Annotated in this window: 28 protein-coding genes and 1 pseudogene; 7 read left to right on the top strand and 22 right to left on the bottom strand. The window is 66.6% G+C overall.

What is annotated here, in order from left to right:
• Positions 1-180: 180 nt before the first annotated feature.
• Positions 181-1,422 carry an SMP-30/gluconolactonase/LRE family protein gene (locus tag IP69_RS01105; protein ID WP_054140970.1) on the top strand — a complete coding sequence of 414 codons (1,242 nt, stop codon included), beginning with the start codon at positions 181-183 and terminating at the stop codon, positions 1,420-1,422.
• A 120-nt stretch (positions 1,423-1,542) separates the two neighbouring features.
• Here IP69_RS01105 and IP69_RS01100 read toward each other — a convergent pair whose 3' ends face one another.
• Genes IP69_RS01100 through dusA form a run of 4 tightly spaced genes read right to left on the bottom strand, consistent with a single transcriptional unit; the run spans position 1,543 to position 3,908 of the window.
• A complete protein-coding gene (locus IP69_RS01100) occupies positions 1,543-1,983 on the bottom strand; it encodes an SRPBCC domain-containing protein (protein ID WP_248306661.1) in 441 nt (146 codons plus the stop codon).
• A 23-nt stretch (positions 1,984-2,006) separates the two neighbouring features.
• Positions 2,007-2,387, bottom strand: coding sequence for a metalloregulator ArsR/SmtB family transcription factor (locus IP69_RS01095; protein ID WP_054140969.1), 381 nt, complete (start codon positions 2,385-2,387; stop codon positions 2,007-2,009).
• 49 nt (positions 2,388-2,436) lie between these two features.
• Entirely contained in the window at positions 2,437-2,892 is a 456-nt protein-coding gene (locus tag IP69_RS01090; protein ID WP_054140968.1) for a PaaI family thioesterase, read from the bottom strand.
• An 11-nt stretch (positions 2,893-2,903) separates the two neighbouring features.
• Positions 2,904-3,908 (bottom strand): tRNA dihydrouridine(20/20a) synthase DusA, encoded by a 1,005-nt coding sequence (gene dusA / locus IP69_RS01085; protein WP_082358738.1) that lies wholly within the window; start codon positions 3,906-3,908, stop codon positions 2,904-2,906.
• A 139-nt stretch (positions 3,909-4,047) separates the two neighbouring features.
• On the opposite strand from dusA, the gene IP69_RS01080 reads away from it, so the two are divergent.
• Positions 4,048-5,340, top strand: coding sequence for an NAD(P)/FAD-dependent oxidoreductase (locus IP69_RS01080; RefSeq protein ID WP_054140967.1), 1,293 nt, complete (start codon positions 4,048-4,050; stop codon positions 5,338-5,340).
• A gap of 3 nt (positions 5,341-5,343) precedes the next feature.
• Here the strand turns inward: IP69_RS01080 and IP69_RS01075 are convergent, their stop codons facing one another.
• Positions 5,344-6,375 carry a DNA topoisomerase IB gene (locus IP69_RS01075; RefSeq protein WP_054141387.1) on the bottom strand — a complete coding sequence of 344 codons (1,032 nt, stop codon included), beginning with the start codon at positions 6,373-6,375 and terminating at the stop codon, positions 5,344-5,346.
• Between the two features lie 259 nt (positions 6,376-6,634).
• Here IP69_RS01075 and IP69_RS01070 point away from each other — a divergent pair, with 259 nt between their 5' ends.
• Positions 6,635-7,330, top strand: coding sequence for a GntR family transcriptional regulator (locus IP69_RS01070; protein ID WP_054140966.1), 696 nt, complete (start codon positions 6,635-6,637; stop codon positions 7,328-7,330).
• 78 nt (positions 7,331-7,408) lie between these two features.
• Positions 7,409-8,605, top strand: coding sequence for a mannonate dehydratase (gene uxuA / locus IP69_RS01065; protein WP_054140965.1), 1,197 nt, complete (start codon positions 7,409-7,411; stop codon positions 8,603-8,605).
• 189 nt (positions 8,606-8,794) lie between these two features.
• Here the strand turns inward: uxuA and IP69_RS01060 are convergent, their stop codons facing one another.
• The 16 genes from IP69_RS01060 to IP69_RS00985 form a co-directional block, all read right to left on the bottom strand.
• Positions 8,795-9,367 (bottom strand): HupE/UreJ family protein, encoded by a 573-nt coding sequence (locus IP69_RS01060; RefSeq protein WP_054141386.1) that lies wholly within the window; start codon positions 9,365-9,367, stop codon positions 8,795-8,797.
• A 31-nt stretch (positions 9,368-9,398) separates the two neighbouring features.
• Positions 9,399-10,031: an urease accessory protein UreG gene (ureG, locus tag IP69_RS01055; RefSeq protein ID WP_054140964.1), complete on the bottom strand. Its 633-nt coding sequence runs from the start codon at positions 10,029-10,031 to the stop codon at positions 9,399-9,401.
• An 88-nt stretch (positions 10,032-10,119) separates the two neighbouring features.
• Positions 10,120-10,794: an urease accessory UreF family protein gene (locus IP69_RS01050; RefSeq protein ID WP_054140963.1), complete on the bottom strand. Its 675-nt coding sequence runs from the start codon at positions 10,792-10,794 to the stop codon at positions 10,120-10,122.
• A 29-nt stretch (positions 10,795-10,823) separates the two neighbouring features.
• Positions 10,824-11,522 carry an urease accessory protein UreE gene (locus IP69_RS01045; protein ID WP_054140962.1) on the bottom strand — a complete coding sequence of 233 codons (699 nt, stop codon included), beginning with the start codon at positions 11,520-11,522 and terminating at the stop codon, positions 10,824-10,826.
• Between the two features lie 27 nt (positions 11,523-11,549).
• A complete protein-coding gene (locus IP69_RS01040; RefSeq protein ID WP_054140961.1) occupies positions 11,550-11,858 on the bottom strand; it encodes a putative quinol monooxygenase in 309 nt (102 codons plus the stop codon).
• A 128-nt stretch (positions 11,859-11,986) separates the two neighbouring features.
• Positions 11,987-12,238 carry a hypothetical protein gene (locus tag IP69_RS01035; protein WP_054140960.1) on the bottom strand — a complete coding sequence of 84 codons (252 nt, stop codon included), beginning with the start codon at positions 12,236-12,238 and terminating at the stop codon, positions 11,987-11,989.
• Positions 12,239-12,311: 73 nt separating this feature from the next.
• A complete protein-coding gene (ureC, locus tag IP69_RS01030) occupies positions 12,312-14,048 on the bottom strand; it encodes an urease subunit alpha (RefSeq protein WP_054140959.1) in 1,737 nt (578 codons plus the stop codon).
• An 8-nt stretch (positions 14,049-14,056) separates the two neighbouring features.
• Positions 14,057-14,455: a type II toxin-antitoxin system VapC family toxin gene (locus tag IP69_RS01025; RefSeq protein WP_082358730.1), complete on the bottom strand. Its 399-nt coding sequence runs from the start codon at positions 14,453-14,455 to the stop codon at positions 14,057-14,059.
• Complete coding sequence (locus tag IP69_RS01020; RefSeq protein ID WP_054140957.1) at positions 14,452-14,739, bottom strand: AbrB/MazE/SpoVT family DNA-binding domain-containing protein; 288 nt, start codon at positions 14,737-14,739, stop codon at positions 14,452-14,454. Before IP69_RS01020 ends, IP69_RS01025 begins: the two co-directional genes overlap by 4 nt.
• 58 nt (positions 14,740-14,797) lie before the next feature.
• On the bottom strand, positions 14,798-15,418 hold the full coding sequence (locus tag IP69_RS01015; protein ID WP_054140956.1) for an urease subunit gamma: 621 nt from the start codon (positions 15,416-15,418) through the stop codon (positions 14,798-14,800).
• Positions 15,415-15,753 (bottom strand): hypothetical protein, encoded by a 339-nt coding sequence (locus IP69_RS01010; protein ID WP_054140955.1) that lies wholly within the window; start codon positions 15,751-15,753, stop codon positions 15,415-15,417. Before IP69_RS01010 ends, IP69_RS01015 begins: the two co-directional genes overlap by 4 nt.
• Positions 15,754-15,763: 10 nt before the next feature.
• Positions 15,764-16,612, bottom strand: coding sequence for an urease accessory protein UreD (locus IP69_RS01005; protein WP_054140954.1), 849 nt, complete (start codon positions 16,610-16,612; stop codon positions 15,764-15,766).
• A 112-nt stretch (positions 16,613-16,724) separates the two neighbouring features.
• Positions 16,725-17,618 (bottom strand): PfkB family carbohydrate kinase, encoded by an 894-nt coding sequence (locus IP69_RS01000; RefSeq protein ID WP_054140953.1) that lies wholly within the window; start codon positions 17,616-17,618, stop codon positions 16,725-16,727.
• Complete coding sequence (locus IP69_RS00995; protein ID WP_054140952.1) at positions 17,615-18,046, bottom strand: type II toxin-antitoxin system VapC family toxin; 432 nt, start codon at positions 18,044-18,046, stop codon at positions 17,615-17,617. The genes IP69_RS01000 and IP69_RS00995 overlap by 4 nt, the downstream gene beginning before the upstream one ends.
• Entirely contained in the window at positions 18,046-18,291 is a 246-nt protein-coding gene (locus IP69_RS00990; protein ID WP_054140951.1) for a type II toxin-antitoxin system VapB family antitoxin, read from the bottom strand. The genes IP69_RS00995 and IP69_RS00990 overlap by 1 nt, the downstream gene beginning before the upstream one ends.
• Positions 18,292-18,357: 66 nt before the next feature.
• Positions 18,358-18,807 carry a VOC family protein gene (locus IP69_RS00985; protein ID WP_054140950.1) on the bottom strand — a complete coding sequence of 150 codons (450 nt, stop codon included), beginning with the start codon at positions 18,805-18,807 and terminating at the stop codon, positions 18,358-18,360.
• 141 nt (positions 18,808-18,948) lie between these two features.
• Between IP69_RS00985 and IP69_RS00980 the strand changes: the two genes are divergently transcribed.
• The 3 genes from IP69_RS00980 (at position 18,949) to IP69_RS00970 (ending at position 25,668) form a co-directional block, all read left to right on the top strand.
• On the top strand, positions 18,949-20,394 hold the full coding sequence (locus IP69_RS00980; protein WP_054140949.1) for a cation diffusion facilitator family transporter: 1,446 nt from the start codon (positions 18,949-18,951) through the stop codon (positions 20,392-20,394).
• Between the two features lie 117 nt (positions 20,395-20,511).
• Complete coding sequence (gene pepN / locus IP69_RS00975) at positions 20,512-23,157, top strand: aminopeptidase N (RefSeq protein WP_054141385.1); 2,646 nt, start codon at positions 20,512-20,514, stop codon at positions 23,155-23,157.
• 213 nt (positions 23,158-23,370) lie between these two features.
• Positions 23,371-25,668 (top strand): PAS domain-containing sensor histidine kinase, encoded by a 2,298-nt coding sequence (locus IP69_RS00970; protein WP_054140948.1) that lies wholly within the window; start codon positions 23,371-23,373, stop codon positions 25,666-25,668.
• 13 nt (positions 25,669-25,681) lie between these two features.
• Here IP69_RS00970 and IP69_RS00965 read toward each other — a convergent pair.
• A pseudogene (locus IP69_RS00965) lies at positions 25,682-26,792 on the bottom strand (bifunctional [glutamine synthetase] adenylyltransferase/[glutamine synthetase]-adenylyl-L-tyrosine phosphorylase); the annotation flags it as partial.

Below are 26,792 nucleotides of genomic sequence, written 5' to 3'. Positions count from 1 at the left end.
GCATGCTTGGGCTGCACGACGGCCCCACCATCAGCACCGCTCGACCCGGGGCCTCCGCCCTGATGATCTGACGTCTCGCTCACGCGTCCGCCGGGCGCTGCGACGACAGGAAAGGAACCTCAAGAGACAATGCAAGGCCGGCACAAAGCCGGTTTCAACAACAATCCAGGGAGGTAAACGATGACAGACCCTACTGCTCACGACCGCGATCCCAAGCCGCACCAGCCGGCCATCCTGTCCCGGCGCAACCTGATCCAGGTGGCCGGGCTCGGGGCGCTGGCCGCCACGGCCGGCCCCGCTTTCTCGCAGAGCGCAGGCAGCCCCGCCGCACCGCCGACCACGATCACCACCCCGCCGCGCGATTTCAGCCGCCGCGGCGCGCCGACGACCTATTTCTGGGACCCAGACGTCATCGCCGTCGACCCCGCCTTTAACGGGCTGGCCCAGCCCAATGCCGCGATCCAGCGGATCTGGACCGGGGGATTATGGGTCGAGGGGCCGGCCTGGAACGCGCAGGGCCAGTACCTCGTCTGGAGCGACATCCCGCGCAACCGGCAGATGCGCTGGATCGAGGATGACGGGCATGTCAGCGTCTTCCGCGCGCCCTCGGGCAACAGCAACGGCAACAGCTTCGATTTCCAGGGCCGGCAGCTCTCCTGCGAGCATCTCAACCGGCGCGTCGTGCGCTACGAGCTCGACGGCTCGGCGACCGTGCTCGCCGACTCGTTCGAGGGCAAGAAGCTGAACTCGCCCAACGACATCGTGGCCCACCCCGACGGCAGCTACTGGTTCACCGATCCGCCTTATGGCGGGCAACTCTACGAAGGTGCGCCCGATGCGCCGGGCGGCCCGAGCAACGCCAATGGCAAGCTCAATCCCCGCCTCGGCCAGCCGCCAGGCATCGGGCTCGCCAAGCGCGAACTGCCGACCAGCACCTACCGCCTCGATCCAAGCGGCAGGCTCGATCTCGTCGTGCCGGAATCGCAGGTGCCCGACCCCAACGGCCTGTGCTTCTCGCCGGATTTCAAGAAGCTCTACATCGCCTCGACCGGCAAGGGACCGGGCGATACGGGTGCGGGCGGCAAGGGCGACATCCACGTCTTCGATGTCGGCACCGACAACAAGCTCAGCAACGGCAAGGTCTTCTCCGACTGCATGATCGATGGCGTGCATTGCGGGCCCGACGGGCTGCGCTGCGATGTCGAAGGCAATCTCTGGGCCTCGTCCAATGCCGGGCGCAATGTCGGCTATAGCGGGGTCAACGTCTTCAACCCCGCCGGCAAGCTGATCGGCCGCATTCGCCTGCCGGAGGTGTGCGGCAACATCTGCTTCGGCGGGCCCAAGCGGAACCGGCTGTTCATGGCGGCGAGCCAGTCGATCTACGCGCTTTATCTCGGCACGCAGGGCGCCGGGCCGGGCTGACAGGGCTTTCTTCCGAGCCGTTATCGCGAGCGCAGCGAAGCGATCCAGGCCGTTGGGTTCGGCGCCCCCTGGATTGCTTCGTCGCTTCGCTCCTCGCAATGACGGAAGGGCCCGGCCGCGTCAGGCGAACAGCGCCTCCAGTTTGTCGAGCGAGCCCATCCAGCCATGGCTGTGCCCCTTGACCGCCTGCTCGTCGAAGAACTGCTCATGCAGAAGCGTCAGGATCGTGCCGTCGCCGTCTGGCTTGAAGGTCACGGTGACGCGCGAGACGCGCTCGGGTGTCGTGATCCAAGACCAGGAGAAGACCAGCCGCTCGTTCTCGACAACATCGGAATAGGTGCCGGAGACCTCGTGGCGCTCGCCGGTGTACTCCAGCATCACCACCCGGAAGCCACCGCCGATGCGGGCATCGACCTTGACCTCGTGTGTCGACACGTTCTCCGGCCCAAACCAGCGCATGAGCAGTTGAGGGTCCGTCCAGGCCCGGTAGACCGCCGCCGGCGCGGCCTTCAGCCGGCGCTTCATCGTCAGGCTGGGCGTGGTTGCGACCCGCTGGTCCAAGGCTTGGCCTCCGATGCGCTGCGTCAGCGCCTATCGGCGCCGCCTTTGGGTCCTTCGTCGGGCCGGACTTCACCGTGGCCCTCGTTCAGCATGGCCTCCAGTGCGTCGAGACGCTGCGACCAGAACTGCTGATATCGCGCGAGCCAGCCCATCGCCTCCTCCATCGGATCGGCATTGAGCCGGCAGGAGACCACGCGGCCAGTCTTGACCCGCGTGATCAGCCCGGCATCCGACAATACGTCGAGATGTTTCATGACCGCCGGCAGCGACATGGCAAAGGGCTGCGCCAGCGTACTGATCGACAGCCCGTCCTGCTCCTGCAGCCTCGCCAGCAGGGCCCGGCGCGTCGGATCCGACAGAGCCGAAAACGTGCGATCGAGACGCGAATCTTCAAACTTAACCATAAAGTTAAGTTACCATAAGTACGCCTGACTCGTCAAGCGCGATCTCGCCTCAGTCCGCAACGCCATCCCGGCTTATCATCGTCATGCAGGTCGCTGTCATCAGGGCGCAAAGCCTGGTGGCGCCGTCCTTGACGGCGAAGACCTCCGCCATGGCCAATGTCAGCGTGCGGCCGGCTTTCACGACCCTGCCCTTCGCGATCAGCCGCTCACCGGCGGCCGGCGCTAACAGGTTGATCTTGAACTCGGCCGTCAGCACACCGGCGCCGGGCGGCATCAGCGTCAGGGCGGCATAGCCGCAGGCGGAATCGGCGATCGAGGCGACCGCGCCGGCATGGACGAAGCCGTGCTGCTGGGAAACATGGGCTGCGATCGGCAATGCGATCTCGACCTCACCGGCGGCGACATGGCAAAGGGTGGCGCCCAAAGTCGTCATGAAGCTCTGCTTGCCGAAGCTCTCGGCGATGCGCTGCGCGATCTTGGATTCGGACAGGGATGCAGCGGTCATGACGCGGCCCCTCAGGCGGCAGCCTGCGCGCCATCGAGGCGCGCGACATGGGCAACCGCGGCGCGCAGATCGTCGATCCCCGCGCCTGCGGCGACGCAATGCTCGGCGAGATGGCGGCGAAACTGGCGCGCGCCGGGACGCCCCGGGAACAGCCCGACGAGATGGCGAGTGAAAGCATGCAGCCGCCCGCCGGCTTCGAGATGGGCAGCCAGATGCGGCTCCAGTGCCTCCAGCATGGCAAAGGCGTCGGACACAGGCGCGGCCTCGCCAAACAGCAGCGGATCGACCCGGAGCAGGATCTCTGGGTTCTGATAGGCCTCGCGGCCGACCATCACCCCGTCCACATGGTCAAGCTGGCCCGCCCATTCGTCGGGCGCACGAATGCCGCCATTGATGGCGATCGGCAGATCGGGATGGGCGGCTTTAAGGCGATAGGCACGGCCATAATCGAGCGGCGGCACCTCGCGATTTTCCTTGGGCGAGAGGCCCTGCAGCCAGGCCTTGCGGGCATGGACGATGAGGGCATCGACCCCGGCGGCCTTCACCGAGGCCGTCAGTGCATCGAGCGCTGCTTCCGGGTCCTGGTCGTCGACGCCGATACGGCATTTCACCGTGACGGGGATGGAGACGGCGGCCTTCATCGCGGCGACGCAATCGCCGACCAGCACCGGCTCGCGCATCAGGCAGGCGCCAAAGGCCCCGCCCTGAACGCGATCGGAGGGGCAGCCGCAGTTCAGGTTGATCTCGTCATAGCCGAAGTCGGCGCCGATCCGCGCGGCCTGCGCCAGCAGGACCGGATCGTTGCCGCCAAGCTGGAGCGCGACGGGATGCTCGAAGGCGTCGAACCCGATCAGCCGCTGCCGGTCGCCCCGGATCACGGCTTGGGCCGTCACCATCTCGGTATAGAGCCTGGCGCGGCGCGACATCAGGCGATGGATCGTCCGGCAATAGCGGTCGGTCCAGTCCATCATGGGCGCCACGGAGAAGCGCAGGAGCTCGGGCGAAAGGGCTGTCATAAGCGCTGATTACCGCGAAACACGCCCGGATGCACCTGCCCCCATGGTTGTGGGGGTTGCGGGGGGATCTGGTCCAGCCCAGTTACCGTCAAAGCGGCCCTGCTGCGGCTGCGTCGAACGGGCAGGACATTCTGGCACAATGGCAAAGATCCCGCCGCCTCCCGAAGCCCACCATCTCGTTGTCGTGGGCGCTGGTTTTGCCGGCCTTCAACTCGTGCGCGATTTGCAGGGGGCGGGCTTGCGGATCACGCTGATCGACCAGCGCAACCATCACCTGTTTCAGCCGCTGCTGTACCAGGTCGCGACCACCATCCTTGCCACCTCGGAGATCGCCTGGCCGATCCGGCGGCTGTTTCGCGAGCGGGCCGACGTCACCACGCTGCTGGGGCAGGTCTCCGGCGTCGATCCTCAGGCCAAGCGGGTGCTGCTCGATGATGGCGGCACAGTGGCTTACGACACGCTGGTGCTCGCCACCGGCGCGCGGCACTCCTATTTCGGCCGCGACGACTGGGAGGGCGTGGCGCCCGGCTTGAAGACGCTGGAGGATGCGACCACGATCCGGCGGCGGCTGCTGCTCGCCTTCGAGCAGGCCGAGCGCGAGACCGATCCAATCGCCCGGCAGGCACTGCTGACCTTCGCGGTGATTGGCGCCGGGCCGACCGGCGTCGAACTCGCCGGAATCATCGCCGAATTGGCCCAGAAGATTTTGTGGCGCGAATTCCGCAACATCGACACCCGCGAGGCCCGGGTTCTGCTGATCGAGGCCGGCGCCAGGGTGCTGGCAGCGTTTCCGGAGTCGTTGTCGGATTATGCGCAAGGAGCGCTGGAAAAGCTCGGTGTCAAGGTCCTGTTCGGTCGGCCGGTCTCGGACATCCGCGCCGACGGGGTGACGATCGGGACTGAATTCGTCGGCTGCCGCACCGTGGTCTGGGCGGCCGGCGTCGCTGCCTCGCCCGCCGCAGCATGGCTCGGCATCGCTGCCGACCGGGCGGGACGGGCGAACGTCGATGCGAACCTCAACGCGCCCGGCCGGCCTGAGATCTTCGTCATCGGCGATACGGCGGCGGTCGCGACAAGCGACGGAAAGCCCGTGCCAGGGATCGCTCCAGCCGCCAAGCAGCAAGGCGCCCATGTCGCCAAGGTCATTCGCGCGCGGCTCGCCGGGAAGCCAGCCCCCGCCCCGTTCCGCTATCGCCATCAGGGCAACCTCGCCACCATCGGCAAGAGCGCGGCCGTGGCCGATTTCGGCTGGCTGCGCCTGCGCGGGGCGATCGCCTGGTGGATCTGGGGCATCGCCCACATCTTCTTCCTGATCGGCGCGCGCAGCCGCGTCGCCGTCGCCTGGAGCTGGTTCTGGACCTTCATCTCCGGCCAGCACAGCGCCCGGCTGATCACGCAAGGTCGTAGCAGGGTTCCGGATCGGACGCCCTGACGATCAGGCGGCGAGCAGCCCAAGCGCCCGTTCGATGCGCGAGCAGCCGCCGCGCGCCTTGGCCTTGTCGAAGCAGCGCTTGAGGCGCCCGCTGGCATGGGAACGCACGACGATCTCATGGACATAGCTCTTGCGAACCACGGCCGGCGTGTTGACCAGCCGCTCCGAGATCGCGCGCATGATGTCGGCGAGCTGGCGCCTGCGGCCGGTTTCGGTCGCGACGAGTTCTCCGGCCAGCAGCAGCTCGGCGGCGGCGGCATTGGCGGCCAGCATGCGCAGATCCTTGCTGCTGACCGGCAGGCCGGAGACGCGCTTGAGATAGGCGTTGATGTCGCCGGCCCTCAATTCGCCGACAGTACCGTCCTCGCGCTGGTACTGAAAAGCACGGCGGCCTTTCAGGGTCATGACGCGCGTCAGGGCGCGGGCCAACGTCGCGTCCTCATGCGCGCAAGCGATCTCCTTGCCGCTCTTACCCTTGAAGGCGAGTTCGACGCGGCTGCCGGTGATCGTGACGTGACGCTTGAGCAGCGTCGAGGCGCCATGGCTGCCATTGGCCTTGGCGTAGCTCTCATTGCCGACGCGGATATGGCAGCGGTCGATGATCGCGGCGGCACAGGCCAGCGCCTTGTCCCGGCTGAGCTTGCGATCCTTGAGATCGCGCGCGATCGCGGCCCGCAGCTTGGGCAGCGCATCGATCAGGCATTTCAGGCGTTTGAGCTTGCGACGCTCACGCACCTTGTCCCAGGCCGGATGATAGCGATGCTGGATGCGGCCGGCTTCGTCATGGCCGACAGCCTGAAGATGGGCGCGAGGGTCGGCGGCGATGCGGACGTCCGCATAGGCCGGCGGAATCGCGAGCGAACGGATGCGGGCCAGCGTCGCCGCGTCGGTGATGCGCTGGCCTTCGGCATCGCGATAGCTGAAACCCTTGCCTGATTTGCGGCGTGTGATCGTCAGCTTGGCGGCCGAGCTGCGTTTCAGCCGTGTAGGGGGCGGTGGGATCGGAACGGCATCGTCGAAGATCACGCGCGCCATGGCTTGACACTCCGGACGGATGAGACGCCATCCGCGCTGCCCGGGTTCAATCGCGACCGCCCCCGTCCGGTTCCGGCCGGGGGCGGATTTCTTTCGCGCCTGGCGCGGGCCCGATCTGCGTCGGAGGATGCCCAGCGCCAGCAGCGGCAGCAGGAAGAGCAGCATCACCAGCTTCCTCTCCCCATATCCATGGCGCGCGCTGATTGACGCGGGCTCGGATTAGTCGGTATCCTAGTATACCAGTCGATAAGAGCTTGGTATGGCCCTTCCCGCGACCCGTCAAAGCACCGAACAGATCCACCGCCTGTTGCGAGGGGACATTCTCGCAGCGGTGCTGCGCCCGGGCGAGGCGATGTCGGAGGCGGGCATGGCCGTGCGCTTCGGCGTCAGCCGCACGCCGGTGCGCGAAGCCTTCAAGCGCCTGGTCGAGGAAGGCTTCCTGATGGTGGTGCCGCAGGTCGGCACCTTCGTGGCCCCGATCGATCTCACAGCCGTCCATGACAGCCAGTTCGTCCGGGAAACGCTGGAATGCCGGACGGTCGCGCTCGCCGCGCGCCATGCCGACGACGCCGGCAAGGCGGCACTGGAACAGAATGTGCGGCAGCAGGAGCGCTTTCTCGCCATGGGCGACCGCGCGGGCTTCTTCCGCCAGGACGAAGCGTTCCACGCCGAACTGGCACGGCTGGCCGGCCACCCCTCGGTCTGGAGCCTGATCGAGGGCGTCAAGGCGCAGCTCGACCGGGTCCGCTGCCTGTCGCTAGAGAGCGAGGCTTGGCCCGGCATGATCCTCGCCCAGCATCGCGAGATCACGCATTGCGTGGTGATCGGAGACGAGCCCCGCGCCGAAGCGGCGATGCGCGCGCATCTGCGCATGGTCTTCGACGCCATCGAGGCCATCGCCCGCGAGCATGTCGATGCTTTCGCCGGCAGCGCCACCCCCGCCCGCCTCGATTGACGGCGATGGCCTTACCACAACAAGCAACGCTGGAGGATTCGCGACCATGACCCATGCACTGACGGAACGGGCCTCCTGATGGAACAGAGCTGGCGCTGGTTTGGACCCGACGACGTGGTGACGCTTGCCCAGGCACGGCAGGCGGGCGCGCGCGGCATCGTCAACGCGCTCCATCAGATCCCCTATGGCGTGGTCTGGAGCGTCGAGGAGATCGAGGCGCGCCAGGCGATCATCGCGGCCGATCCGAGCTTGGGCCTGCGCTGGAACGTGGTCGAGAGCCTGCCGCTGCATGAGAGCATCAAGATCGGCGAAGGCGATCTGGAGCCGGTCTTCGCAAACTACCGGCAGTCGCTGCGCAACCTCGCTACCTGCGGGCTCGAGGTGGTCTGCTACAATTTCATGCCCGTTCTGGACTGGACGCGCACCGAACTCGCCTTCCCCCTGCCCGGCGGCGGCACGGCGCTGCGCTTCAACATCCACGAATATGTCGCCTTCGACCATTTCATGCTGCAGCGCCCCGGCGCCGACGAAGGGCACTCGGCGGATGTGATGGATCGCGCCAAGGCCTGGTTCGAGAGCTCGACGGAGGCTGATCGCGACAGGTTGCTGGCCAATATCATGGCGGGGCTGCCGGGCGCCTATGACCGCTACGACGTGCCGGGGTTGGCACGCATGCTGGAGCGCTATCGCGGCATGAGCCATGAGGCGCTGCGGGCCAATCTCAAGCGCTTCCTCGAAGCCGTGATCCCGACGGCCGAAGAGGTCGGCATCCGGATGTGCATCCACCCCGACGATCCGCCGCGCCCGCTCTTCGGCCTGCCGCGGATCTGCTCGGACGAGGACGATATCGCCTTCATCATGGGTGCGGTCGATCGACCAGCGAACGGGCTGACATTGTGCTCCGGCTCGCTCGGCGCCAATCCTAAGAACGACGTGCCGGGAATCGCGCGGCGCTTCGCCGACCGGATCTGGTTTGCGCATCTGCGCAATGTCGCCAAGGACGCCGACGGCTCCTTCATGGAGGCCGAGCATCTCGGCGGCGACACCGACATGGTGGCGCTGGTCGAGGCGCTGCTCACCGAGGAGCAGCGGCGCAAGGCGGCGGGCTTAGCCCATTGGCAGATCCCGATGCGGCCCGACCACGGCCATGCCTTGCTCGACGATGTCGGCAAGGGCTCCTTTCCCGGCTATCCGGCGGTCGGGCGTCTGCGGGGGCTCGCGGAACTTCGGGGCGTGATGGCGGCAGTGAGCGCACTGCGCGGCTACGAAGGCTGAGGCCGTCTTTGTGCGGCGATCTGCGCGGGGCGACGCGAGACCGCGCTGGCGCATGCTCATTTGACAGGGAACCATGGCGTCGTCCCGGGCTTGTTCCGGAACGCGTCCGGTCAAGGTTCAGGCATGGATCCCGGATCTCCGCTTCGCTGCGTCCGGGATGACCCGCGTTTCCCTGAAAAATATCACGCCCTAGCTGGCGAGAATGGCCATGCCCGCCAGCGCCAGACCGCCGCCGGCGACCCGGGCCAGCAGCGGCGCGCGCGTCGCCATGATACCGGCGAGGCCAAGCCCGGCGCCGTGCAGGGCAAGGGTCGCCAGCACGAAGCCGATGGCATAGCTCATTCCGCTCGCCCCATCTGGCAGTTCGGCGCCATGGGCGTGGCCGTGGAAGATCGCGAAGATGGCGCAAGCCGCCGCGCCCGCCGCCAGCGGCGGGGTTGCCTTCAAGGCGATGGCGAGGCCCAGCACGATGACCGAGACCGCAATCCCGATCTCGACGCCCGGCAGCAGCGCGCCCGACATGCCCCAAAGCCCGGCGAGGATCATCATGCCGACGAAGGCGAGCGGATAGGCCAGGCGCGCCCGGCCGCCCGTCAACCCGGCCCAGAGGCCGACCGCGACCATGGCCAGGACGTGATCGAGCCCGAACAGCGGATGCATCAGGCCGGACTCGAAGCCGTGTACGGCGCCGACACCCGTATGCGCCAGGGCCGGCCCGGCCAGCGCCGCCATCACCAGGACCAGTCCCGTTCGTTTCGCCATCGTCCGCATCGTCGTTTCCCTTGCACCTTCGTCACGCTGCCGAAGCGGCCCGCAGGCCGCCTGCCGTCTCGATGAATTCGATCACGGCATCGACGCCTTCGCCCGCCTTCGTGTTGGTGAAGGCGAAGGGTCGCTTGCCGCGCATCAGCCTGGAATCCCGGTCCATCACTGCAAGATCCGCGCCGACATGGGGCGCGAGATCGGTCTTGTTGATCACCAGAAGATCCGAGCGGGTGATGCCGGGCCCACCCTTGCGCGGGATCTTCTCCCCGGCGGCGACGTCGATGACGTAGATCGTGAGGTCCGCCAGTTCCGGCGAGAAGGTCGCGGCGAGATTGTCGCCGCCGGACTCGATCAGGATCATGTCGAGGTTGGGAAACTTAGCCCGCATCTCCTCGACGGCGGCGAGGTTGATCGAGCAATCCTCGCGGATGGCGGTGTGCGGGCAGCCACCCGTCTCGACGCCCATGATCCGCTCCTGCGGCAGGGCGCCAGCCACGGTCAAAAGCCGCGCATCCTCCTTGGTGTAGATGTCGTTGGTGATGGCGCAGATGTCGTAGGTGTCGCGCATGCGCTTGCAGAGCACCTCCATCAGCGCGGTCTTGCCGGAGCCGACGGGGCCGCCAATGCCGACGCGGAGGGGGCCATGGGGAGAGCGCGACATCGTCAAATTCCCTTGAACGGAAAGGCAACCCCGCCGGCCGGAACGGCGCGGTGATAGGCGGAGGCATGGTGCAATTCGCGCGCCGCGCTCACGATCGGAACAGCCGCGAATACTGGGTCTCGTGGCGCAGCGAGGCGAGATCGGAGCGGTAGCAGCAGCCGCCGAGATCCTCCAGGGTTGACAGCGCGGCCTCTGCCGCCGCCGCGCGCAGGGCTGGCACCAGGGCGGCGGTGAGTTTCTGCCCGTCGGTCTGGCCGACGATGCCGAGCCGAACCGATGCCGAAACGAGATTGGCGACGAAGGCCAGCCCATAGGCCTCCAGCGAGGCGGGCAGCGGCAGGCCATGACCCGCGCTGGCGGCGGCCACCGCGACCGGATAGGCGACGTCGCCCGGCCAGACCTGCTTGAGATGGTCGACGGTCGCGCAGGGCCAGGCGGCCCGCAGTGCCGAGACGAAAGCGTTGCCCTGCGTCACCGTCTCCAGCCTCCGCTCGGCGGAATTCGCCAGCGCCAGAGCCAGTTCGGCGATCTCTGTCAGCGCCGCATCGTCGCGAGACTCGAGTACCCGGACGGTACAGGCGAAGAGGATCAGGTCGTTGCGCAGCGAGCCATGAGAGACGAGCGCATCGAGCCAGTCATGCAGCGTCTGCGCATCATGCAGGTCGCCGCTCTCGAAGGACCATTCCAGGCCGTGCGAATAGGCGAAGGCGCCGACCGGGAAGGACGGCGACAGCCAGACCATCAGGGGCAGATGCGCCGCCATGCCTGCTCGCTCGGTGCTGCCTGCGTCGCTCAATGATCGTGCGTGTGGCCCTTGGGGCTGTGTTCGGCACCGTGCTTGTGGCCGTGATCGTGATGGGCGTGATCATGCCCGCAGCCGCAGGCGTCGCCATGGGCATGCGAATGCTGTTCTGCATGGCTGTGGGCGCGGCCCTTGTCGTCGTGAGCATGCGCCTCTGCATGCCCATGGGCATGCGCCGCGTGATCGTGCCCATGGTGATCATGATCGTGGCCGTGATGGCGGTGATCATGGCTGGGATGGTCGCAATTGGAATGGTCGTGGTCGTAGGCGCCGCGCTCGGGCTGGAACGGCCGCATCACCGCGCTCATCGCGCAGCCCTGCCCGCGTACCATTTCGGCCAGCACATGGTCGTTCTCGATATAGATCGCGTCGGCTGTGATCTCGGCCGGGGTGTGGCGGTTGCCGATATGCCAGGCGACGCGCATCAGGCGCAGCGGATTCTCGGCCCGGATCTCGAGCAGGCTCTGCGGCGCGGCCTTGACCAGGACAAGCCGGCCATCCTCGAGCTTAACCGCGTCGCCATCGCCGATCGCGGTCGCCTTGTCGAGATCGAGCAGGATGCCGAGCCCGCCATCGGCCTTCAGCGCCAGGCGGCGGCGGTTGCGGTCGTCATGGTCGAGCGTCAGCGTATCGACGACGCGGTCTTGCCTGACGGCGGCCTTGCGAACGACGGATGTGGCGCGAAGCATGATGAATACGTCCGTGTAGATCGTGGATCAGAGGCGGTCGATCGACCGCGGTTCGACCACTTCGATCACTGGAGGCGCCGCGGCGCAAGCCCTCACCGCCTCCAGAAAGGCCCGCATGTGATCCGAGCCCATGTGCCGGTCGATGTCGGCGCGGGTTTCCCAGCTTTCATAGGACACGAAACGCCCCGGCTGCGTCAGGCTCTCATGGATCTCATAGGCGAGGCAGCCCTGCTCACGTCTGGTCGCTTCGATACAGTATCCGGCGGCAGCGACGAAACACTCCCAGGCATCGGAGCGAACCTCGATGCGGGAGATCACGATGAAAGGGTCGGACAAGCGGGCAGGCTCCGATACGCAACAGGTATGGAGCATGGCTACGCGCCGCGCCCGAGTGCGGATGCAGATCGGTCGGAGAAACAATCATGCCGTTCGACGCCATCACGCGCTGCATCCGGCACACGTCATCAGCTTTCTCGCGTCCGGTCGGGCAGCGCATCGACCGCCTCGTCCGCACCCTGATCGCGCTTGAGCACGCCTTCGCGCAGCACTTTCGTCGCGGCCTCGGCCTTTTTCTCGCTCGATGTCGGCACGGGTCCCGTTTCCGGCGTCGCCGTCAGCCCGACATCGTCCGGCTTCTTGCCATCATTGCGAGCACTGGCAGCGAAAGTGGCCAGCGCTTCCGGCTGCTGTCCCTTGTTGACGTTTTCATTGGCCATGGCGAACCTCCCTGTTCTGGCAGGTAAGGAACGTCGGGCCCGCGCGCGCTGTTCCGCCGGTGGCGTTCCTCGCTCAGAAAAGGAAATACCGCTGCGCCAGCGGCAGTTCCTTCGCCGGTTCGCAGACCAGCAGTTCGCCGTCGGCGACCACGGCATAGGTCTCCGGGTCGATCTGGATGTCGGGTGTGGCGTCGTTGTGGATCATGCTCTTCTTGGAGATGCCTCCGCGGGTGTTCTCGACCGCGACCATCTCCTTCTCGGTGCCGAGCCGGTTGCGCAAGCCGTTGGCCATCGCGGCCTGCGATACGAAGACCAGCGAGGTCGAGGTGACGGCCTTCCCGAAGGCGCCGAACATCGGGCGGTAATGCACCGGCTGCGGCGTCGGGATCGAGGCGTTGGGGTCGCCCATCGGGGCGGCCGCGATCATGCCGCCCTTGATGATCAGATCGGGCTTCGTGGCGAAGAAGGCCGGCGACCACATCACGAGGTCTGCGAGCTTGCCGACCTCGACCGAACCGATATGGCGCGAGATGCCGTGCGCGATCGCGGGGTTGATGGTGTATTTCGCGACATAGCGCTTGGCGCGGAAATTGTCGGCGCCGATGCCGACATCCTGCGCGAGCGTGCCGCGCTGGACCTTCATCTTGTGCGCGGTCTGCCAGGTGCGGGTGATGACCTCGCCGACGCGGCCCATGGCCTGCGAATCCGACGACATCATCGAGAGCGCGCCGAGATCGTGCAGGATGTCTTCCGCCGCGATAGTCTCCTTGCGGATGCGGCTTTCGGCGAAGGCGAGATCCTCCGGGATCGAGGGCGACAGATGATGGCAGACCATCAGCATGTCCAGATGCTCGTCGAGCGTGTTGACAGTGAAAGGCCGTGTCGGATTGGTCGAGGACGGCAGCACGTTCTCCAACCCCGCCACCTTCATGATGTCGGGCGCATGGCCACCGCCCGCCCCTTCCGTATGGAAGGCGTGGATGGTGCGGTTTTTGAAAGCGGCGATGGTGTCCTCGACGAAGCCGCTCTCGTTGAGCGTGTCGGTGTGGATCATCACCTGCACGTCGTAATCGTCGGCGACGGAGAGGCAGTTGTCGATCGCGGCGGGCGTCGTGCCCCAGTCCTCGTGGAGCTTGAGCGCGCAGGCGCCGGCCTCGACCATCTCGACAAGCGCGCCCGGCAGCGCGGCATTGCCCTTGCCGGCGAAGGCGAGGTTCATCGGGAAGGCGTCGGCCGCCTTGATCATCTGGCCGAGATGCCAGGGGCCGGGCGTGCAGGTCGTCGCCAGCGTGCCGTGCGCCGGGCCGGTGCCGCCGCCGAGCATGGTGGTGAGCCCGCTCATCAGCGCGTCCTCGATCTGCTGCGGGCAGATGAAGTGGATATGGCTGTCGAAGCCGCCGGCGGTGACGATCTTGCCTTCGCCGGCAATGACCTCGGTGCCCGGACCGACGATGATCGTCTCGGCGGGATCGAAATTGCCGAAGCCGGCCTGGATGTCGGGGTTACCGGCCTTGCCGATGGCGCAGATGCGCCCGGCGCGAATGCCGATATCGGCCTTCACGATCCCCCAATGGTCGAGGATCAGCGCGTTGGTGATGACGGTGTCGACCGCGCCGTCGGCATTGCGGACCTGGCTCTGGCCCATGCCGTCACGGATGACCTTGCCGCCGCCGAACTTCACCTCCTCGCCATAGGTAGTGAAGTCCTTCTCGACCTTAATGACGAGTTCGGTGTCGCCGAGGCGCACCGTGTCGCCGGTGGTGGGGCCAAACATCGCGGCATAGGCATTGCGGGGGTAGTTGAAGGGCATGGTTGATCCTACAGTACAGCAGCTTTGAAGCCGGCCTCGTAAGGGGCCCCATGATCGAATGTCCAAGTCGCGCCGCAGTCTGCGCGCTGATTCAAGTATCCGATCAGCGCGTCGGCAAATCCATATCTCCCAGCCTTCGCCAGCGACAGCGCCGCGACGACTTCGTTTCGGCTCTGAACGACATAGGCTGCCCCACTCAATAGGGTCTCAAGCGCTGCGTGGAGATGGTCCGGCTTGCCCTTGAAACGAGTCCGAATGGTCCAAACGACCTCCATCAGCACGACGAGGTTGATATAACCGGCCTGTTCCGGCGTCAGTTTTGCAAGCAACTCCCGGGCCATCGGAGATTGGACCGCGTCGTCGTCGAGCAGGACCCGCAACAGGATGTTTGCATCGAGGCCGATCAAGCCGCACGCGGCTTTCGGCCCTTCGACTTGGTCGCTTCGTCCTCGGCCACGATCTGGGCACCAATGGCGTCGTCGTCGCTGTCGTAGGCCGGATCAGGGGTCAGATGGGCCAGCAAGCCGAAGATTGCAGACGCCGGCAGGTTGCGGGGTCTAAGACAAACCCGTCCGTCATGCGTATGATAAAACTCAACGGAATCGCCTTCTTCGAGCTTCCACTCCCGTCTCAGTTCGACGGGCAGCGTCAACTGGCCTTTGGAGCTGATCTTGACCTCATAGCTCGCCATTCCGGTGACCCTCATAATTCCAACTTACGCCAAAATGTAGGGAATGCCCATCACGCGCTTACAATTTCCCCATCACTTCCTGGCGGAAGCCGTAAACCTCGCGCTTGCCGGCGAGCGCGACGAGTTTCACCTCGCGGGTCTGGCCGGGTTCGAAGCGCACCGCCGTGCCGGCGGGAATGTCGAGGCGGAAGCCGCGGGCCTTGTCGCGATCGAAATGCAGCGCCGGGTTGGCCTCGAAGAAGTGGTAATGCGAGCCGATCTGGATCGGCCGGTCGCCGGTGTTGGACACCGTCAGGCTGAGGCTCTCGCGGCCCTCGTTCATGATCAGGTCGCCGGGCACGGTCGTCACTTCGCCCGGCTTCATCGCGTCGGAGGCGCCGCGGATCGGCTCGTGCACGGTGACGAGCTTGGTGCCGTCGGGAAAGGTCGCCTCGACCTGCACATCGTGGATCAGGGCGGCGATGCCATCCATGACCTGGTCGGCCGTAACGACATGGGCTCCGGCCTGCATCAGATCGGCGACGGATCGGCCGTCGCGCGCACCTTCGACGACGAAGTCGGTGATCAGCGCAACGGCCTCGGGATAGTTGAGCTTGACGCCGCGCTCAAGTCGTCTGCGGGCCACAATGGCGGCCATGGCGACGAGCAGCTTGTCCTTTTCGCGCGGCGTCAAATTCATTGCTTGCCCTTCTTCTCATCCTCGTCGGAGCCGTCCTCGGACACCTCTTCATCGGCGTCGTCGTCCTCGGCGTCCTCGTCTTCTTCGTCTTCGTCTTCTTCGTCATCGGCGCCGAAATCGGCGTATTCATAGGCGAAGATGATCTCGCCGGTGGCGGGATCGAAGGCGCTGGAGGTCGAATCCTCGAAGGCTTCGATCAGCATTTCGGCGTCGTCGGGCCCATCGACGTCGAAGCGGCGCACCGCTTCCTCGCCTTCGCCGCTGAGCGCCAGTTCGATGGCCCAGCCCCGCGCGCCGGTGTCATAGATGCATTTCAGACCCTGGATCGCCAGCATGATGCTCTCCTCAAGTTGACCAGGTGCGCGGCAGCGCACGGCCAGTCAGTTGCCCGAGCAGCGTGACGAGAACGCGACGCAGCGCCTGGGCATCGGGCGAGAGCAGACGAATGACGAGAAGATCCGCGACGATGCCGGCACCGATCTCGACCTGGAGTTCATCGGCCGCCAGCGCGCGGACCTGTTCCAGCTTGTCGGCGAGATCGGAACCGGCGGCGACAACCGTGGCGGCCGCCTTCGCGCCGGCGCCGATGGCCGAACGCGTCAGCGTCTCTGCGATAGCGCCCTCCAGCCGCACATCCTCGGCGAAGATCAGCCTGCCCTCGCGGCGGATGCGCCAGCGGTCGCGCAGCGCACCGCGCAGCATGGTCTCGCCCATGGCGCCACGGCCGAAGAAGACAGTTTCGCAGGCGATCAGGCGGGCATCGGCGGCGAGGTCGACGGCGAGATGGCGCGCCAGTCTCGCGCCGGAAAACAGGATGGTTTCCTGCGGCAGCCAGGCAAGGCGCGCGCCTGCGGCGACCGACAATTGAGTCTTGATGCGGGTGTCCGAGCCCTGGCTGCGATAGATCTTCTCCGCCGCCTGCGTGGTCACGATCGCATCGGCGCCAGCACCGAGGTCGATATTCACAGCCATGGCGTCGCCGCCGGCCATGCCGCCGCCGGTGTTGATCAGCACGGCCTCGCTGGTCGCGTCGAAGGTCGTTGGAAAGCGCGCGCGGTAGCCGCCGGATTCACCGACATCCAGACGGTGGGTCCGCGCCCCGACAAGCCCGAAGCGCAGCCGAACGCCGCCGGCCGCGCGGACATAGGCCGGAAGCAGCGGCTCATGGGCTGCCGGAACGGGCGGCGCGAACATGGAGGATCCCGAGACGAAGAATGCAGCCTATCTTCCGCGTGCCGGCCGGCCGGGCAAGAGCCTCGAGGCCCTCAGCCGCCTAAATTTCAGGCATGCATGCCTTGCAAACCGTTCAGCCGGCGGCGGCCAGGAAGGCCAGGACCTCGTCGCGCCCCGGCGCGCCGGTCCGGCCACCGAAGCGGGTGCATTTGATGGCCGCAGCGGCGGAGGCGAAGCGGATCGCCGCGCGTGCGCCCTGCCCTTCCGCCAGCGCCAAAGTGAAGGCGCCGTGCCAGACATCGCCAGCGCCCAGCGTATCGACGGTCTCGATCGGAAAGGCCGGCGTATGGACGACCTCGCCATCCTCGACGAACAGCACCCCCTCCCTGCCCAATGTGACAGCGAGCCAGGTCGCGGCGTCCTTCGCCAGCCGGGCCAGCCCGCGCCGGGGATCGGCCTCGCCCGATAATTCCGCCAAAGCCTGGGCGCTGAAGGCGACATGGCTCGCGGTCGCCACGAGATCGGGATGGGGCGGCGTGCGGTCGCCGTCGAGGACGCCGGGAATACCCGCGGCCCGCGCCATTTGCAGCGCGGCGAGCGACCCCAGGCCCCAGCGTGTGTCGGCCAGCACGGCGCCCACGCCGTCGGGAAGTTGCGAGGGCAGCCAGCCGGCCTCCTCCGGCATGTCGGGATCGGAATAGGAGATGATCATGCGCTCGCCCTGGGCATCGACCAGAATGGCCGAAACCGGCGAGCGCAGGCCGGCCACGCGCCGGACGAAGTCCGTCTCGACGCCCTCGCTGGCGAGATCGGCCACAATCTGGTCTCCGGTGACGTCATCGGCCAGGCGTGTCGCGAGCCAGGAGCGGCCGCCGAGCCGCGCGATCGCGACCGAGGCGTTGCCGGCGCAGCCGCCGCCGACCACCGCGAGTCCCCTGGAGCGGTATTTCTCGCCGCGGGTCGGCAGCGTCTCGACGCTGTAGACATAATCCAGCGTCGAGATGCCCAGGCAGAAAACGCCGGTCATGAGCGAACAGGGCCGGCTTCGGGCCCGAAGCGGGCGCCATCGATATCGGTATGGACGAAATCATTGCCCTTATAGGCCAGCTTCAGTCCCGAGGTTCGGGCGGCCGCATAGGCGAAACAGTCACCCATGTTGAGTCGGGCGGGGTGGCCCGTGAGGTGATGATAGCGGGCGGCGCAGGCGTGAGCGACAGCTCCGACCTCGGCATCGATAGCCAACTCGGCGACACCCAGTATCTGCAGAAAGTCGATGACCTCACGATGAGCATCCGCGACCGAAAGGCCCCGCAGTTTCGCCAGACGGCAAGATGTTTCGAAGATCGCGACCTGCGATGTCGACAACGTCATGGTCTGCAGCATAGCGGATTTGACAGCCAGGGCCTCGGGCTCGCCCGCCAGGACAGCAATGAGTACGGAGGCATCAAGAAACATCAAGCGTCGCCATATTCGCGGTCGAAGAACTCCTTATGCGATAGTCCGTCGTCGATCACGGGAAATGCCGTGAGCCGTTCCTGGGCGCGGCGGAAGGCCTTTTCCACCTGCTCCCGACGGGCATCGATACGCTGGAGTTCGTTTTCGACCGCCTGACCGATCGCACCCTGGAGCGTCTTTCCGGACTTGGCCGCGAGTTCGCGCACCTGCCGATCGATCTTTTCGTCCCGAACCAGAATTCCCATTCAAGCCTCCATGATATCAAACCTTGATATCATGGAGGCTATCCTCGGGCAATCAAGTCGTGGGGGTCACCAAACGCCGGTATTCGGCATGCTCGCCCAAGGCTCGGCCGGGGGCTTGGGGTCGCCCTTCTGGAGAAGCTCGATCGAGATGTCGTCGGGCGAGCGGATGAAGGCCATGTTGCCGTCGCGCGGCGGCCGGTTGATGGTGACGCCCGCCTTCATCAGCGCCTCGCAGGTGGCGTAGATATCGTCGACCTCATAGGCGAGATGGCCGAAATTGCGGCCGCCGGTATAGGTCTCCGGATCCCAGTTATAGGTCAGCTCCAGCGTCGGCCGGCCGCGCGAGCCGGTCGCCTTGACGGTATCGAGATCGTCGGGCGCGGCGAGAAAAACCAGCGTGAAGCGGCCCTTCTCGCTTTCGATGCGCCGGGTCTCGATCAGCCCGAACTTGGTCACGTAGAAATCCAGCGCCGCGTCGAGATCGGTGACGCGCACCATGGTGTGCAGATATCGCATCTTGAAGTTCCTCTTTGGTCGGCTGAAGGCCGCGCTCCGCCCATGTCGGCAAGATAGTATCGGTTGATCCTACCCATGAATCGGGCGAAAGGATCGCCGCTCACGAAGACACTTCCAAGACGCGAGCGCGCAGGACAGGCCATGACCTCAACGCAAGACGGGCCAGGCGGTTCGCCTGCCCGCGCGACGCCCGCCCAGATGGCGCAGATCAAGCAGCGCGCCGCCATCCTCTCGGTGATGGCCACGCTGCTTTTGACCGGCGCGAAGATCATCGGCGCGATCCTGTCTGGCTCGCTTGCCCTGCTGGCCGACGCACTGCAGGGCCTGATCGATGTCGGCTCGACGCTGTTCACCTGGTTTGCCGTGCGCGTCTCGGACAAGCCGGCCGATGACGAGCATCATTACGGGCATGGCAAGGTCGAGGCGCTGGCCGCTCTCGTGGAAACGGCGATCCTGTTCACGCTCGCTGGCGCGATCCTGTGGGAGGCCGGCAACCGCCTGTGGACGGGGCTGATCGAGACGGTTCAGGTCACGCCAGTGGTGATCGGCATCCTGCTGCTGTCGATGGTGGTGGACGCCATTCGCTGGCGCTCGCTGACGCAAGTCGCAAAGGAGACCCGCTCCGAGGCCCTGGCGGCGGAAGCGACGCATTTCGCCGCCGATTTCGTCGGCTCCACCCTGGTGCTGCTCGGGCTGCTCGGCGTCTGGTACGGGATTGCCCGGGCCGACACGGTTGCCGCTTTCGCAATCGCCGCCTTCACGGCACTGTCGGCTTACAGGCTCGGCCGCCGCACCATCGACACCCTGCTCGACGCCGCGCCCAAAGGGGTCAGCGAGCGCCTGCGGGAGGCTGCCGAGGCGGTACCCGGCGTGGTCGGCGTCAACTGGCTCAAGGTCCGCCCCACTGGTGGGCGGGTGCTGGGCGAAATCGGGATCAACGTGTCGCGCACCCTGCCGCTGGAAAGGGTCGCGACGATCCGCGAGGTGCTGGCCAGCGCGTTGCAGCGCATCGAGCCCGGCGCCGAGATCGCGGTGACCACCGACCCGGTGCAGGTCGATGACGAGACGGCGCTCGAGCGGGTGCTGCTGATCGCGCTGAAGCTGAAGATCCCGGTCCACCATGTCTCGGTCCACACCATCGGACAACGGCTCTCGGTCAGCCTCGATATGGAGGTCGAAGCGCAGTTGCCGCTGGGCCATGCACATGAAATCGCGACACGACTGGAAGCGGCGATCCGCGACGAATTCGGCGGCGAGACCGAAGTCGAGACCCATATCGAGCCGATGGAGACCGGCGCGCCCGAAGGCCATGACGCCGCCTGGGACACGGTCGAGGATATCGGCAAGGCGCTCGCCACCGAAGCGGCGAAGCTTGCCGGCCCCATCCACGACATCCACAGCGTCCGGGTGCGGCAGACGCGCAACGGGCTGGTGGTCAACTACCATTGCCGCGTCGATCCCGCTCTCGACGTCGCCTCCGTCCACGCCGCGGTCGACCAGATCGAACGGGCGGTGCGGATCGCGCGGCCGCAGCTGTGCCGGCTGGTCAGCCATGCCGAGCCGATGATCGCGAGCGCGAACCGCTAGCGCGACACCAAGCCCCCGCCCCCGCCCTTTCAGGCGCCTGGCCTGCACGCTACACAACGAGCTTGACGCCGCGACCTTGTCCAAGGCGCAACCGCCGGCTGTATTCCAGAGATGTCCATGCGCTCCGAAGACACCAAGCTAATTCGCCTCGAGGACTACCGCCCGTCCGACTGGCTGATCGACACGGTCGATCTCGATATCAGCCTCTATCCGGTTAAGACGCGGGTGCGCGCGCTTCTCGGCCTGCGACCCAATCCGGCCGGGCAGCCCGACGCGCCGCTGGTTCTCGATGGCGACGAGCTATCGCTGTCCGCGCTGCTGCTGGATGGTCTGCCGGTCGAGACCAACGCCTACAGCGTCACGCCCCAGGGCCTGACGCTGCATGCCCCCCCGGCGCGCCGCTTCACCCTGACGATCGACACCGAAATCGACCCGTCCGCCAACACCAAGCTGATGGGCCTCTACCGTTCGTCGGGGGTCTACTGCACCCAATGCGAGGCCGACGGCTTCCGCCGGATCAGCTATTTCCTGGACCGGCCGGACATTATGTCGGTCTACACGGTCCGGCTGGAGGCGGCGCAGGCAGAGGCGCCAGTTCTGTTGTCGAACGGCAATCTCGTCGCGGCGGGCCAGGTTCCCGGCGGCGAACGCCATTTCGCTGTCTGGCACGATCCCCACCCCAAGCCGGCCTATCTGTTCGCGCTGGTCGGCGGCGCGCTCGATGTCGTGCGACAAGACTATGTTACCGCCGATGGGCGTAGCGTCGAGCTGGCGGTCTATGTCGAGCCTGGCAAGGCCGATCGCGCCGGCTGGGCGATGGACTGCCTGGTGCGTTGCATGCGCTGGGACGAGCGTGTCTTCGGCCGCAATTACGATCTCGACATGTTCAACGTCGTCGCCGTCTCGGACTTCAACATGGGGGCGATGGAGAACAAGGGCCTCAACATCTTCAACGACAAATACGTGCTCGCCGATCCCCAGACCGCGAGCGACGGCGACTATGCCTCGATCGAGGCGATCATCGCGCATGAGTATTTCCACAACTGGACCGGCAACCGGATCACCTGCCGCGACTGGTTCCAGCTCTGCCTGAAAGAGGGCCTGACCGTCTTTCGCGACCAGGAATTCTCGTCCGACGAGCGCTCCCGCCCGGTGAAGCGCATCGCCGATGTGCGCACCCTGCGCACGACGCAGTTCTCCGAGGATGCGGGGCCGCTCGCTCATCCGGTCCGGCCGCGCGCCTATAAGGAAATCAACAACTTCTACACGCCGACCGTCTATGAAAAGGGCGCGGAAATCATCCGCATGCTCAAGCTCCTGGTTGGCGATGACGCCTTCAGGGCGGGCATGGACCTCTATTTCTTGCGCTGCGATGGCATGGCAGCAACGATCGAGGATTTTCTCGCCTGCTTCGCCGAGACCTCGGGCCGGGAGCTGGCGGCCTTCGCGCGCTGGTACGAACAGTCCGGCACGCCGACGATCGTGGCATCGGGCCATTACGACGCCGCCGCCCGCAGCTACACGCTCGACCTCGCCCAGACCACCGCGCCGACGCCGGGCCAACCGGACAAGGTGCCCGTCGTGCTGCCCATCGTGCTCGGGCTTGTCGGTGCCGGCGGCGACCTGCCCCTGCAGACGACGTCGCCTGCCTATGCCGGCGCGGGCATGATCGTGCTCGACCAGGCCTGTCTGTCGGTGACCTTCACCGACGTGGCCGAGCCGCCGATCCCTTCGCTGCTGCGCGGCTTCTCGGCACCGGTGCGGCTGGAGCTCGATCTCGGCGACGCCGAACTGCTGCGGCTGTTTTCCGCCGACAGCGATCCGTTCAACCGCTGGCAGGCCTGGCAGACGGTGGCGAGCCGGGCGCTGGTGAGCGCCGGGCGCGACCCTGCCAAGCACGACACGCTCGCTATGAGCGCCGCCGCCATGGCCGATGTGCTGGGCGTCTTCCTGCGCGACCAGGCTCCGGCGGACCCCGCCTTTGCCGCCCAGGTGCTGCGTCTGCCAAGCCTGGGCGACATCGCACGCGAAATTGGCCGAGACGTCGACCCCGACGCGATTTTCGCCGCCCATCGCGGGCTCAGCGCAGAACTCGGCCGCCGGCTCGGGCCGCAGTTGCTCGCGTTGCGCGATGCCCTGGACACGCAGACGCGTTACAGCCCCGATGCCGCATCGGCCGGACGGCGCGCCTTGCGCAACGAGGGGCTGGGCCTGATCGCGATCGCCGCTCCGCAAGAGGGCGCGCGCCTGGCCGAAGCGCAATTCTCGACAGCAGACAATCTCACCGACCGGCTGGCGGCGCTGGCGGCGATGACGCTCGTCCCCGGTGAGGCCCGCGAGGCGCTGATCGCGCGGTTCGCCCAGAGTTGTGCGGCCGAGCCGTTGGTGATGGACAAATGGCTGATGGCGCAGGCGCTGATCCCGGAGCGCGCGACCCTCGACCGGGTTCGGACGCTGATGCAGCATCCGGCCTTCTCGCTCGGCAATCCCAACCGGGTCCGGGCGCTGATCGGCGGCTTCGCGGCCAATATGACCCAGTTCAACCGGCCCGATGGTGAAGGCTACGGCTTCATCGCTGATATGGTGATCGCGCTCGACCGGACCAACCCGCAGATTGCCTCGCGCCTGCTTGGTTCGTTCAAGAGCTGGCGCATGCTGGAGCCCGGCCGTAAGGCCCTGGCCGAGGCCCGCCTGGCGATGGTGGCGCAGACGCCAAACCTCTCGCGCGACGTCGCCGACATCGCCGAGCGCACGCTCGCCTGAGCAGGTTAACGCAATCCTGTCGGGAAGGTTAACGTTTCATTACCCGCGCAGGATTCATCGACCCTGATCACGCAACCTGAGCGCGAATTCGATACAGTCGATTCAACTCAAAGCTAGACAAATCAGACCGCGCGGATTCTATTGAATGTGATTCGCGGGGATGCGGCACGTCTCCCGATCTACTCACGGTAAAGTATCCGAAGGGGGACGGGCATGACGCGTGCCAACGCGAGCTGCGCACCTGTGCGCGCAAGTTCGATTCTGGGTGTCGCGAGATCGCTGACACATCCGCTGTATCGGCGCTTCGAAAGCTTCGAGCCGACATTCCGGACCGTCATTCCCGGCCTCGTTGCCCTCTTCATCGTTCTGCTCGCGACCGGCGCCGCGATACAAACCACGGCCATGCGCGACGATGTGCTGCAGGATGCGGCAGCCGACATCGACCTCGTCTCCGCCCTGCTCGCTCGCGAACTCGACACGGCAACCCAGAAGGGCGTTGCCGTCGCCACGATTCTCACGGCGCTGTCCTCCCGCCATCTGGCCGCTCATGGCCGTTCCGTCCATGTCAGCGGCGAAGGCGGCCAGGTCGTCTCCAGCGAGCCCACGATCGGCCAGACGCAGCGCACCCTGGTCGACCTTCTCGGCCCGACCCAGCCGCTCACCGCCTTCGGCGATCGTGCTGGCGTGATGCGGATCACACTCCCCAACGGCACCGAGGTTCTCGCCGCGGTCAGAAACCTCACCGCGCCGCTCGGGCAGGTTGCGGTCCTGCAACCGGTATCGCGCGCCCTGTCGACCTGGCAGCAGCGTCGCGGCGGGCTGGCGCTTCTCTTCGCCACGGCCGGAATCGTGCTGGCGGCGATTACCATCGGCTTCGTGGTGCAATCGCGGCGCGCCCGCGCCGCCGATGAGGATTGCGACTGCATCCGCGAGCGGATCGACACGGCGCTCAACCGCGGCCATTGCGGCCTGTGGGACTGGGATCTGGCGCGCGGACGCATCTACTGGTCCGATTCGATGTACGCGATGCTCGGCTATGACCGCGTCGGCCAGTATATGTCTTTCGGCGAGGTCAGCGGCTTCATCCACCGCGACGATGTCGATCTCTATGCGCTGGCCGATGCGATCAGCCGGGGCGAGGCCAACCATCTCGATCAGGAGTTCCGGGTCCGCGACAGCGCCGGCAACTGGATCTGGCTGAAGGCGCGAGCCGAACTCGTCACCGACCGACGCACCCATGCCAAGCATCTTGTCGGCATCGTCGTCGATATCTCCGAGCAGCACCGCATGGCGGAGCGCACGGCCACCGCCGATGCCCGGCTGCGCGACGCGGTCGAGGCCATCTCGGAAGCCTTCGTCCTGTGGGACGCCGACAACCGGCTCGTGCTCTGCAACGCGAAATACCAGCAACTCCATCAGCTGCCCGCTGAGATGGCCCAGGGCGGCGCCAGCCATGACGAGATCATGCAGTCGAGCGCGCAGCCGACCATCGACCGCGAACCGGTGCGTTCGTCGCGCGGCAGCGACGGCTCATCATCCTACGAGGCGCGGCTCTCGGACGGGCGCTGGCTCCAGATCAACGGCCGGCGTACCAAGGATGGCGGTTCGGTCTCGGTCGGGACCGACATCACCAAGCTGAAGCAGCAGGAAGAGCGGCTGACCCAGTCCGAGCACCAGCTCCTGATGCATGTCACTGACCTCAAGGCCTCGCGCCAGAAGTTGGAGGCGCAGGCGCAGCAACTCGCCGACATGGCCGAGCGTTATCTCGAGCAGAAGGCCGCCGCCGAAACGGCCAACCGCGCCAAATCCGAATTCCTGGCCAATATGAGCCATGAGCTGCGCACGCCGCTGAACGCCATCATCGGTTTCTCCGAGATCATGGACAACGCCATGTTCGGACCCCTCGGCGAAAAATACACCGATTACGTCCGCGACATTCGCTCCAGCGGCGGCTATCTGCTCGGCATCATCGAAGACATCCTCGACATGTCGCGGCTCGAATCCGGCAAGGTCCAGCTCGAAAAAGCCGAGATCTCGCTCGGGCTCGTCATCGAGGAAGCGGTCCGCAAGGCCCAGGACGAAATCGACCGCAAACGCCTGGCGCTCACCATCGAAGGCTCGCGCGACACCCATGTCGAGGCCGATCCGCATGCCCTCTACCAGATCCTCGGCAATCTCCTCGACAACGCGGTCAAGTTCACACCCGACGAGGGCCAGATCGCCATCCGAATCCGGCAGGTACCCGGCGCGCTCAACATCTTCATTGAGGATACCGGCATCGGCATCCCGAAGGACAAGATCGACCGCATCGGCCGACCTTTCGAGCAGGTCGAGGGCGATCTGACGCGCTCCTACAAGGGCTCGGGTCTCGGGCTCGCCATCGCCCGCTCGCTGACCGAGTTGCATGGCGGCTCGCTGCGGCTGCGCTCGGCGATCGGCGCCGGAACCATCGTGATGGTGCGTCTGCCGATCAACGGCACCACCGCCCGGATCACCGCCCGCGCGGCCTAACGGCGGGGCGGCGTCAGCTGGCCTTCGCGGCTCCCAGGACACGGTTGAAGATTACCCGCACGCCGGCGCGAACCTCGTCGAGTTCAGCGCGCAGTACCTTGGTGTCGGGCCGCCCGACAGCGGTGGCGATCCGGTTCATCACCCTGGCCGGCACGGCGGCGGGGTCGAAGGCCTCCTCCACCGTGAAGCGCTGCCAGAGCTGGACATCTCCGATCAGCCGCGCCGCCTCCCCCAGGGCCGCCGCATCGGCCGCCGCCAGCAGGCCGGCCTCCCGTGCCGCGGCGAAGACGGAGGCTGTGTCGCGCACCAGCAGCCCGGGATGGTCGCAGGCATAAGCCAGCACGAGGAACTGGGCGAGGAAGTCGAGATCGGTCAACCCGCCGAGCGCGAGCTTGAGATCCCAGGGGTTGGTCTCGCCCTTTTCCTTGGCGATCAGCGCCCGCATCTCCGCCACGGCCGTAGCGACCTTCGCGGGCTTGCGCCGGCGGCTCAGGATCGCGCGGATCGAGGCCTCCGCCCGCTGCGCCAGCTCCGGGTCGCCGGCGACGACGCGGGCTCGGGTCAGCGCCATCTCCTCCCAGATCTCGGCCTCGCCTTCGTGATAGGCCGCGAAACCGGCAAACTGCGTCGCCGCCGGGCTCTTGTTGCCCGAGGGCCGCAGCCGCATGTCGACCTGGTAGAGCGAGCCGCGCCGCGTCGGCACCGTCAGCGCGGCGACGAGGCGCTGGGTGAAGCGGACATGCCAGGTCACGGGATCGAGGCTCTTGCGGCCCTGGCTCGGCTCGGCGTCCTCCGGTCGGTCGTAGAGCAGGATCAGGTCGAGATCGGAGGACGGGGTGAGTTCGCCCGCGCCGAGCCGGCCGAGCCCCAGCACAACGCTCTGCGCGCCCGCGACGACGCCGTGATCGGCGGCGAAGGCCTCGCGCGTGTCTTCGAAGGCCACACGCAGGCAGGCTTCCGCCACCGCGCAATAGGCTTGGGCCGCTCCCTGCGCGGGATAGACGCCCGAGAGCAGCCGCGCGCCGACGAGGAAATTCTCCTGGCGCGCGGCGTCGCGCAGCCGGTCGAGCCCATCCTCGACGCTGGGCGGCGGCGAGCCGACGACGCTGCGGATGCGGCGGGGG

Origin of the sequence: Allobosea sp. AAP35, assembly GCF_001295925.1 — a bacterium.
Taxonomy (GTDB): Bacteria; Pseudomonadota; Alphaproteobacteria; order Rhizobiales; family Beijerinckiaceae; genus Allobosea.
The sequence above is the reverse complement of the archived record's forward strand: the minus strand, read 5'-3'. Positions and strand labels throughout refer to the sequence as shown.

Bases quoted from the DNA above. Each gene is read 5' to 3' on its own strand.
- IP69_RS01105 (WP_054140970.1), top strand. From the start codon at position 181: ATGACAGACCCTACTGCTCACGACCGCGATCCCAAGCCGCACCAGCCG.
- IP69_RS01095 (WP_054140969.1), bottom strand. From the start codon at position 2,387: ATGGTTAAGTTTGAAGATTCGCGTCTCGATCGCACGTTTTCGGCTCTG.
- IP69_RS01090 (WP_054140968.1), bottom strand. From the start codon at position 2,892: ATGACCGCTGCATCCCTGTCCGAATCCAAGATCGCGCAGCGCATCGCC.
- dusA (WP_082358738.1), bottom strand. From the start codon at position 3,908: ATGACAGCCCTTTCGCCCGAGCTCCTGCGCTTCTCCGTGGCGCCCATG.
- IP69_RS01080 (WP_054140967.1), top strand. From the start codon at position 4,048: ATGGCAAAGATCCCGCCGCCTCCCGAAGCCCACCATCTCGTTGTCGTG.
- IP69_RS01075 (WP_054141387.1), bottom strand. From the start codon at position 6,375: ATGGCGCGCGTGATCTTCGACGATGCCGTTCCGATCCCACCGCCCCCT.
- IP69_RS01070 (WP_054140966.1), top strand. From the start codon at position 6,635: ATGGCCCTTCCCGCGACCCGTCAAAGCACCGAACAGATCCACCGCCTG.
- uxuA (WP_054140965.1), top strand. From the start codon at position 7,409: ATGGAACAGAGCTGGCGCTGGTTTGGACCCGACGACGTGGTGACGCTT.
- IP69_RS01060 (WP_054141386.1), bottom strand. From the start codon at position 9,367: ATGGCGAAACGAACGGGACTGGTCCTGGTGATGGCGGCGCTGGCCGGG.
- ureG (WP_054140964.1), bottom strand. From the start codon at position 10,031: ATGTCGCGCTCTCCCCATGGCCCCCTCCGCGTCGGCATTGGCGGCCCC.
- IP69_RS01050 (WP_054140963.1), bottom strand. From the start codon at position 10,794: ATGGCGGCGCATCTGCCCCTGATGGTCTGGCTGTCGCCGTCCTTCCCG.
- IP69_RS01045 (WP_054140962.1), bottom strand. From the start codon at position 11,522: ATGCTTCGCGCCACATCCGTCGTTCGCAAGGCCGCCGTCAGGCAAGAC.
- IP69_RS01035 (WP_054140960.1), bottom strand. From the start codon at position 12,238: ATGGCCAATGAAAACGTCAACAAGGGACAGCAGCCGGAAGCGCTGGCC.
- ureC (WP_054140959.1), bottom strand. From the start codon at position 14,048: ATGCCCTTCAACTACCCCCGCAATGCCTATGCCGCGATGTTTGGCCCC.
- IP69_RS01020 (WP_054140957.1), bottom strand. From the start codon at position 14,739: ATGGCGAGCTATGAGGTCAAGATCAGCTCCAAAGGCCAGTTGACGCTG.
- IP69_RS01015 (WP_054140956.1), bottom strand. From the start codon at position 15,418: ATGAATTTGACGCCGCGCGAAAAGGACAAGCTGCTCGTCGCCATGGCC.
- IP69_RS01010 (WP_054140955.1), bottom strand. From the start codon at position 15,753: ATGCTGGCGATCCAGGGTCTGAAATGCATCTATGACACCGGCGCGCGG.
- IP69_RS01005 (WP_054140954.1), bottom strand. From the start codon at position 16,612: ATGTTCGCGCCGCCCGTTCCGGCAGCCCATGAGCCGCTGCTTCCGGCC.
- IP69_RS01000 (WP_054140953.1), bottom strand. From the start codon at position 17,618: ATGACCGGCGTTTTCTGCCTGGGCATCTCGACGCTGGATTATGTCTAC.
- IP69_RS00995 (WP_054140952.1), bottom strand. From the start codon at position 18,046: ATGTTTCTTGATGCCTCCGTACTCATTGCTGTCCTGGCGGGCGAGCCC.
- IP69_RS00990 (WP_054140951.1), bottom strand. From the start codon at position 18,291: ATGGGAATTCTGGTTCGGGACGAAAAGATCGATCGGCAGGTGCGCGAA.
- IP69_RS00985 (WP_054140950.1), bottom strand. From the start codon at position 18,807: ATGCGATATCTGCACACCATGGTGCGCGTCACCGATCTCGACGCGGCG.
- IP69_RS00980 (WP_054140949.1), top strand. From the start codon at position 18,949: ATGACCTCAACGCAAGACGGGCCAGGCGGTTCGCCTGCCCGCGCGACG.
- pepN (WP_054141385.1), top strand. From the start codon at position 20,512: ATGCGCTCCGAAGACACCAAGCTAATTCGCCTCGAGGACTACCGCCCG.
- IP69_RS00970 (WP_054140948.1), top strand. From the start codon at position 23,371: ATGACGCGTGCCAACGCGAGCTGCGCACCTGTGCGCGCAAGTTCGATT.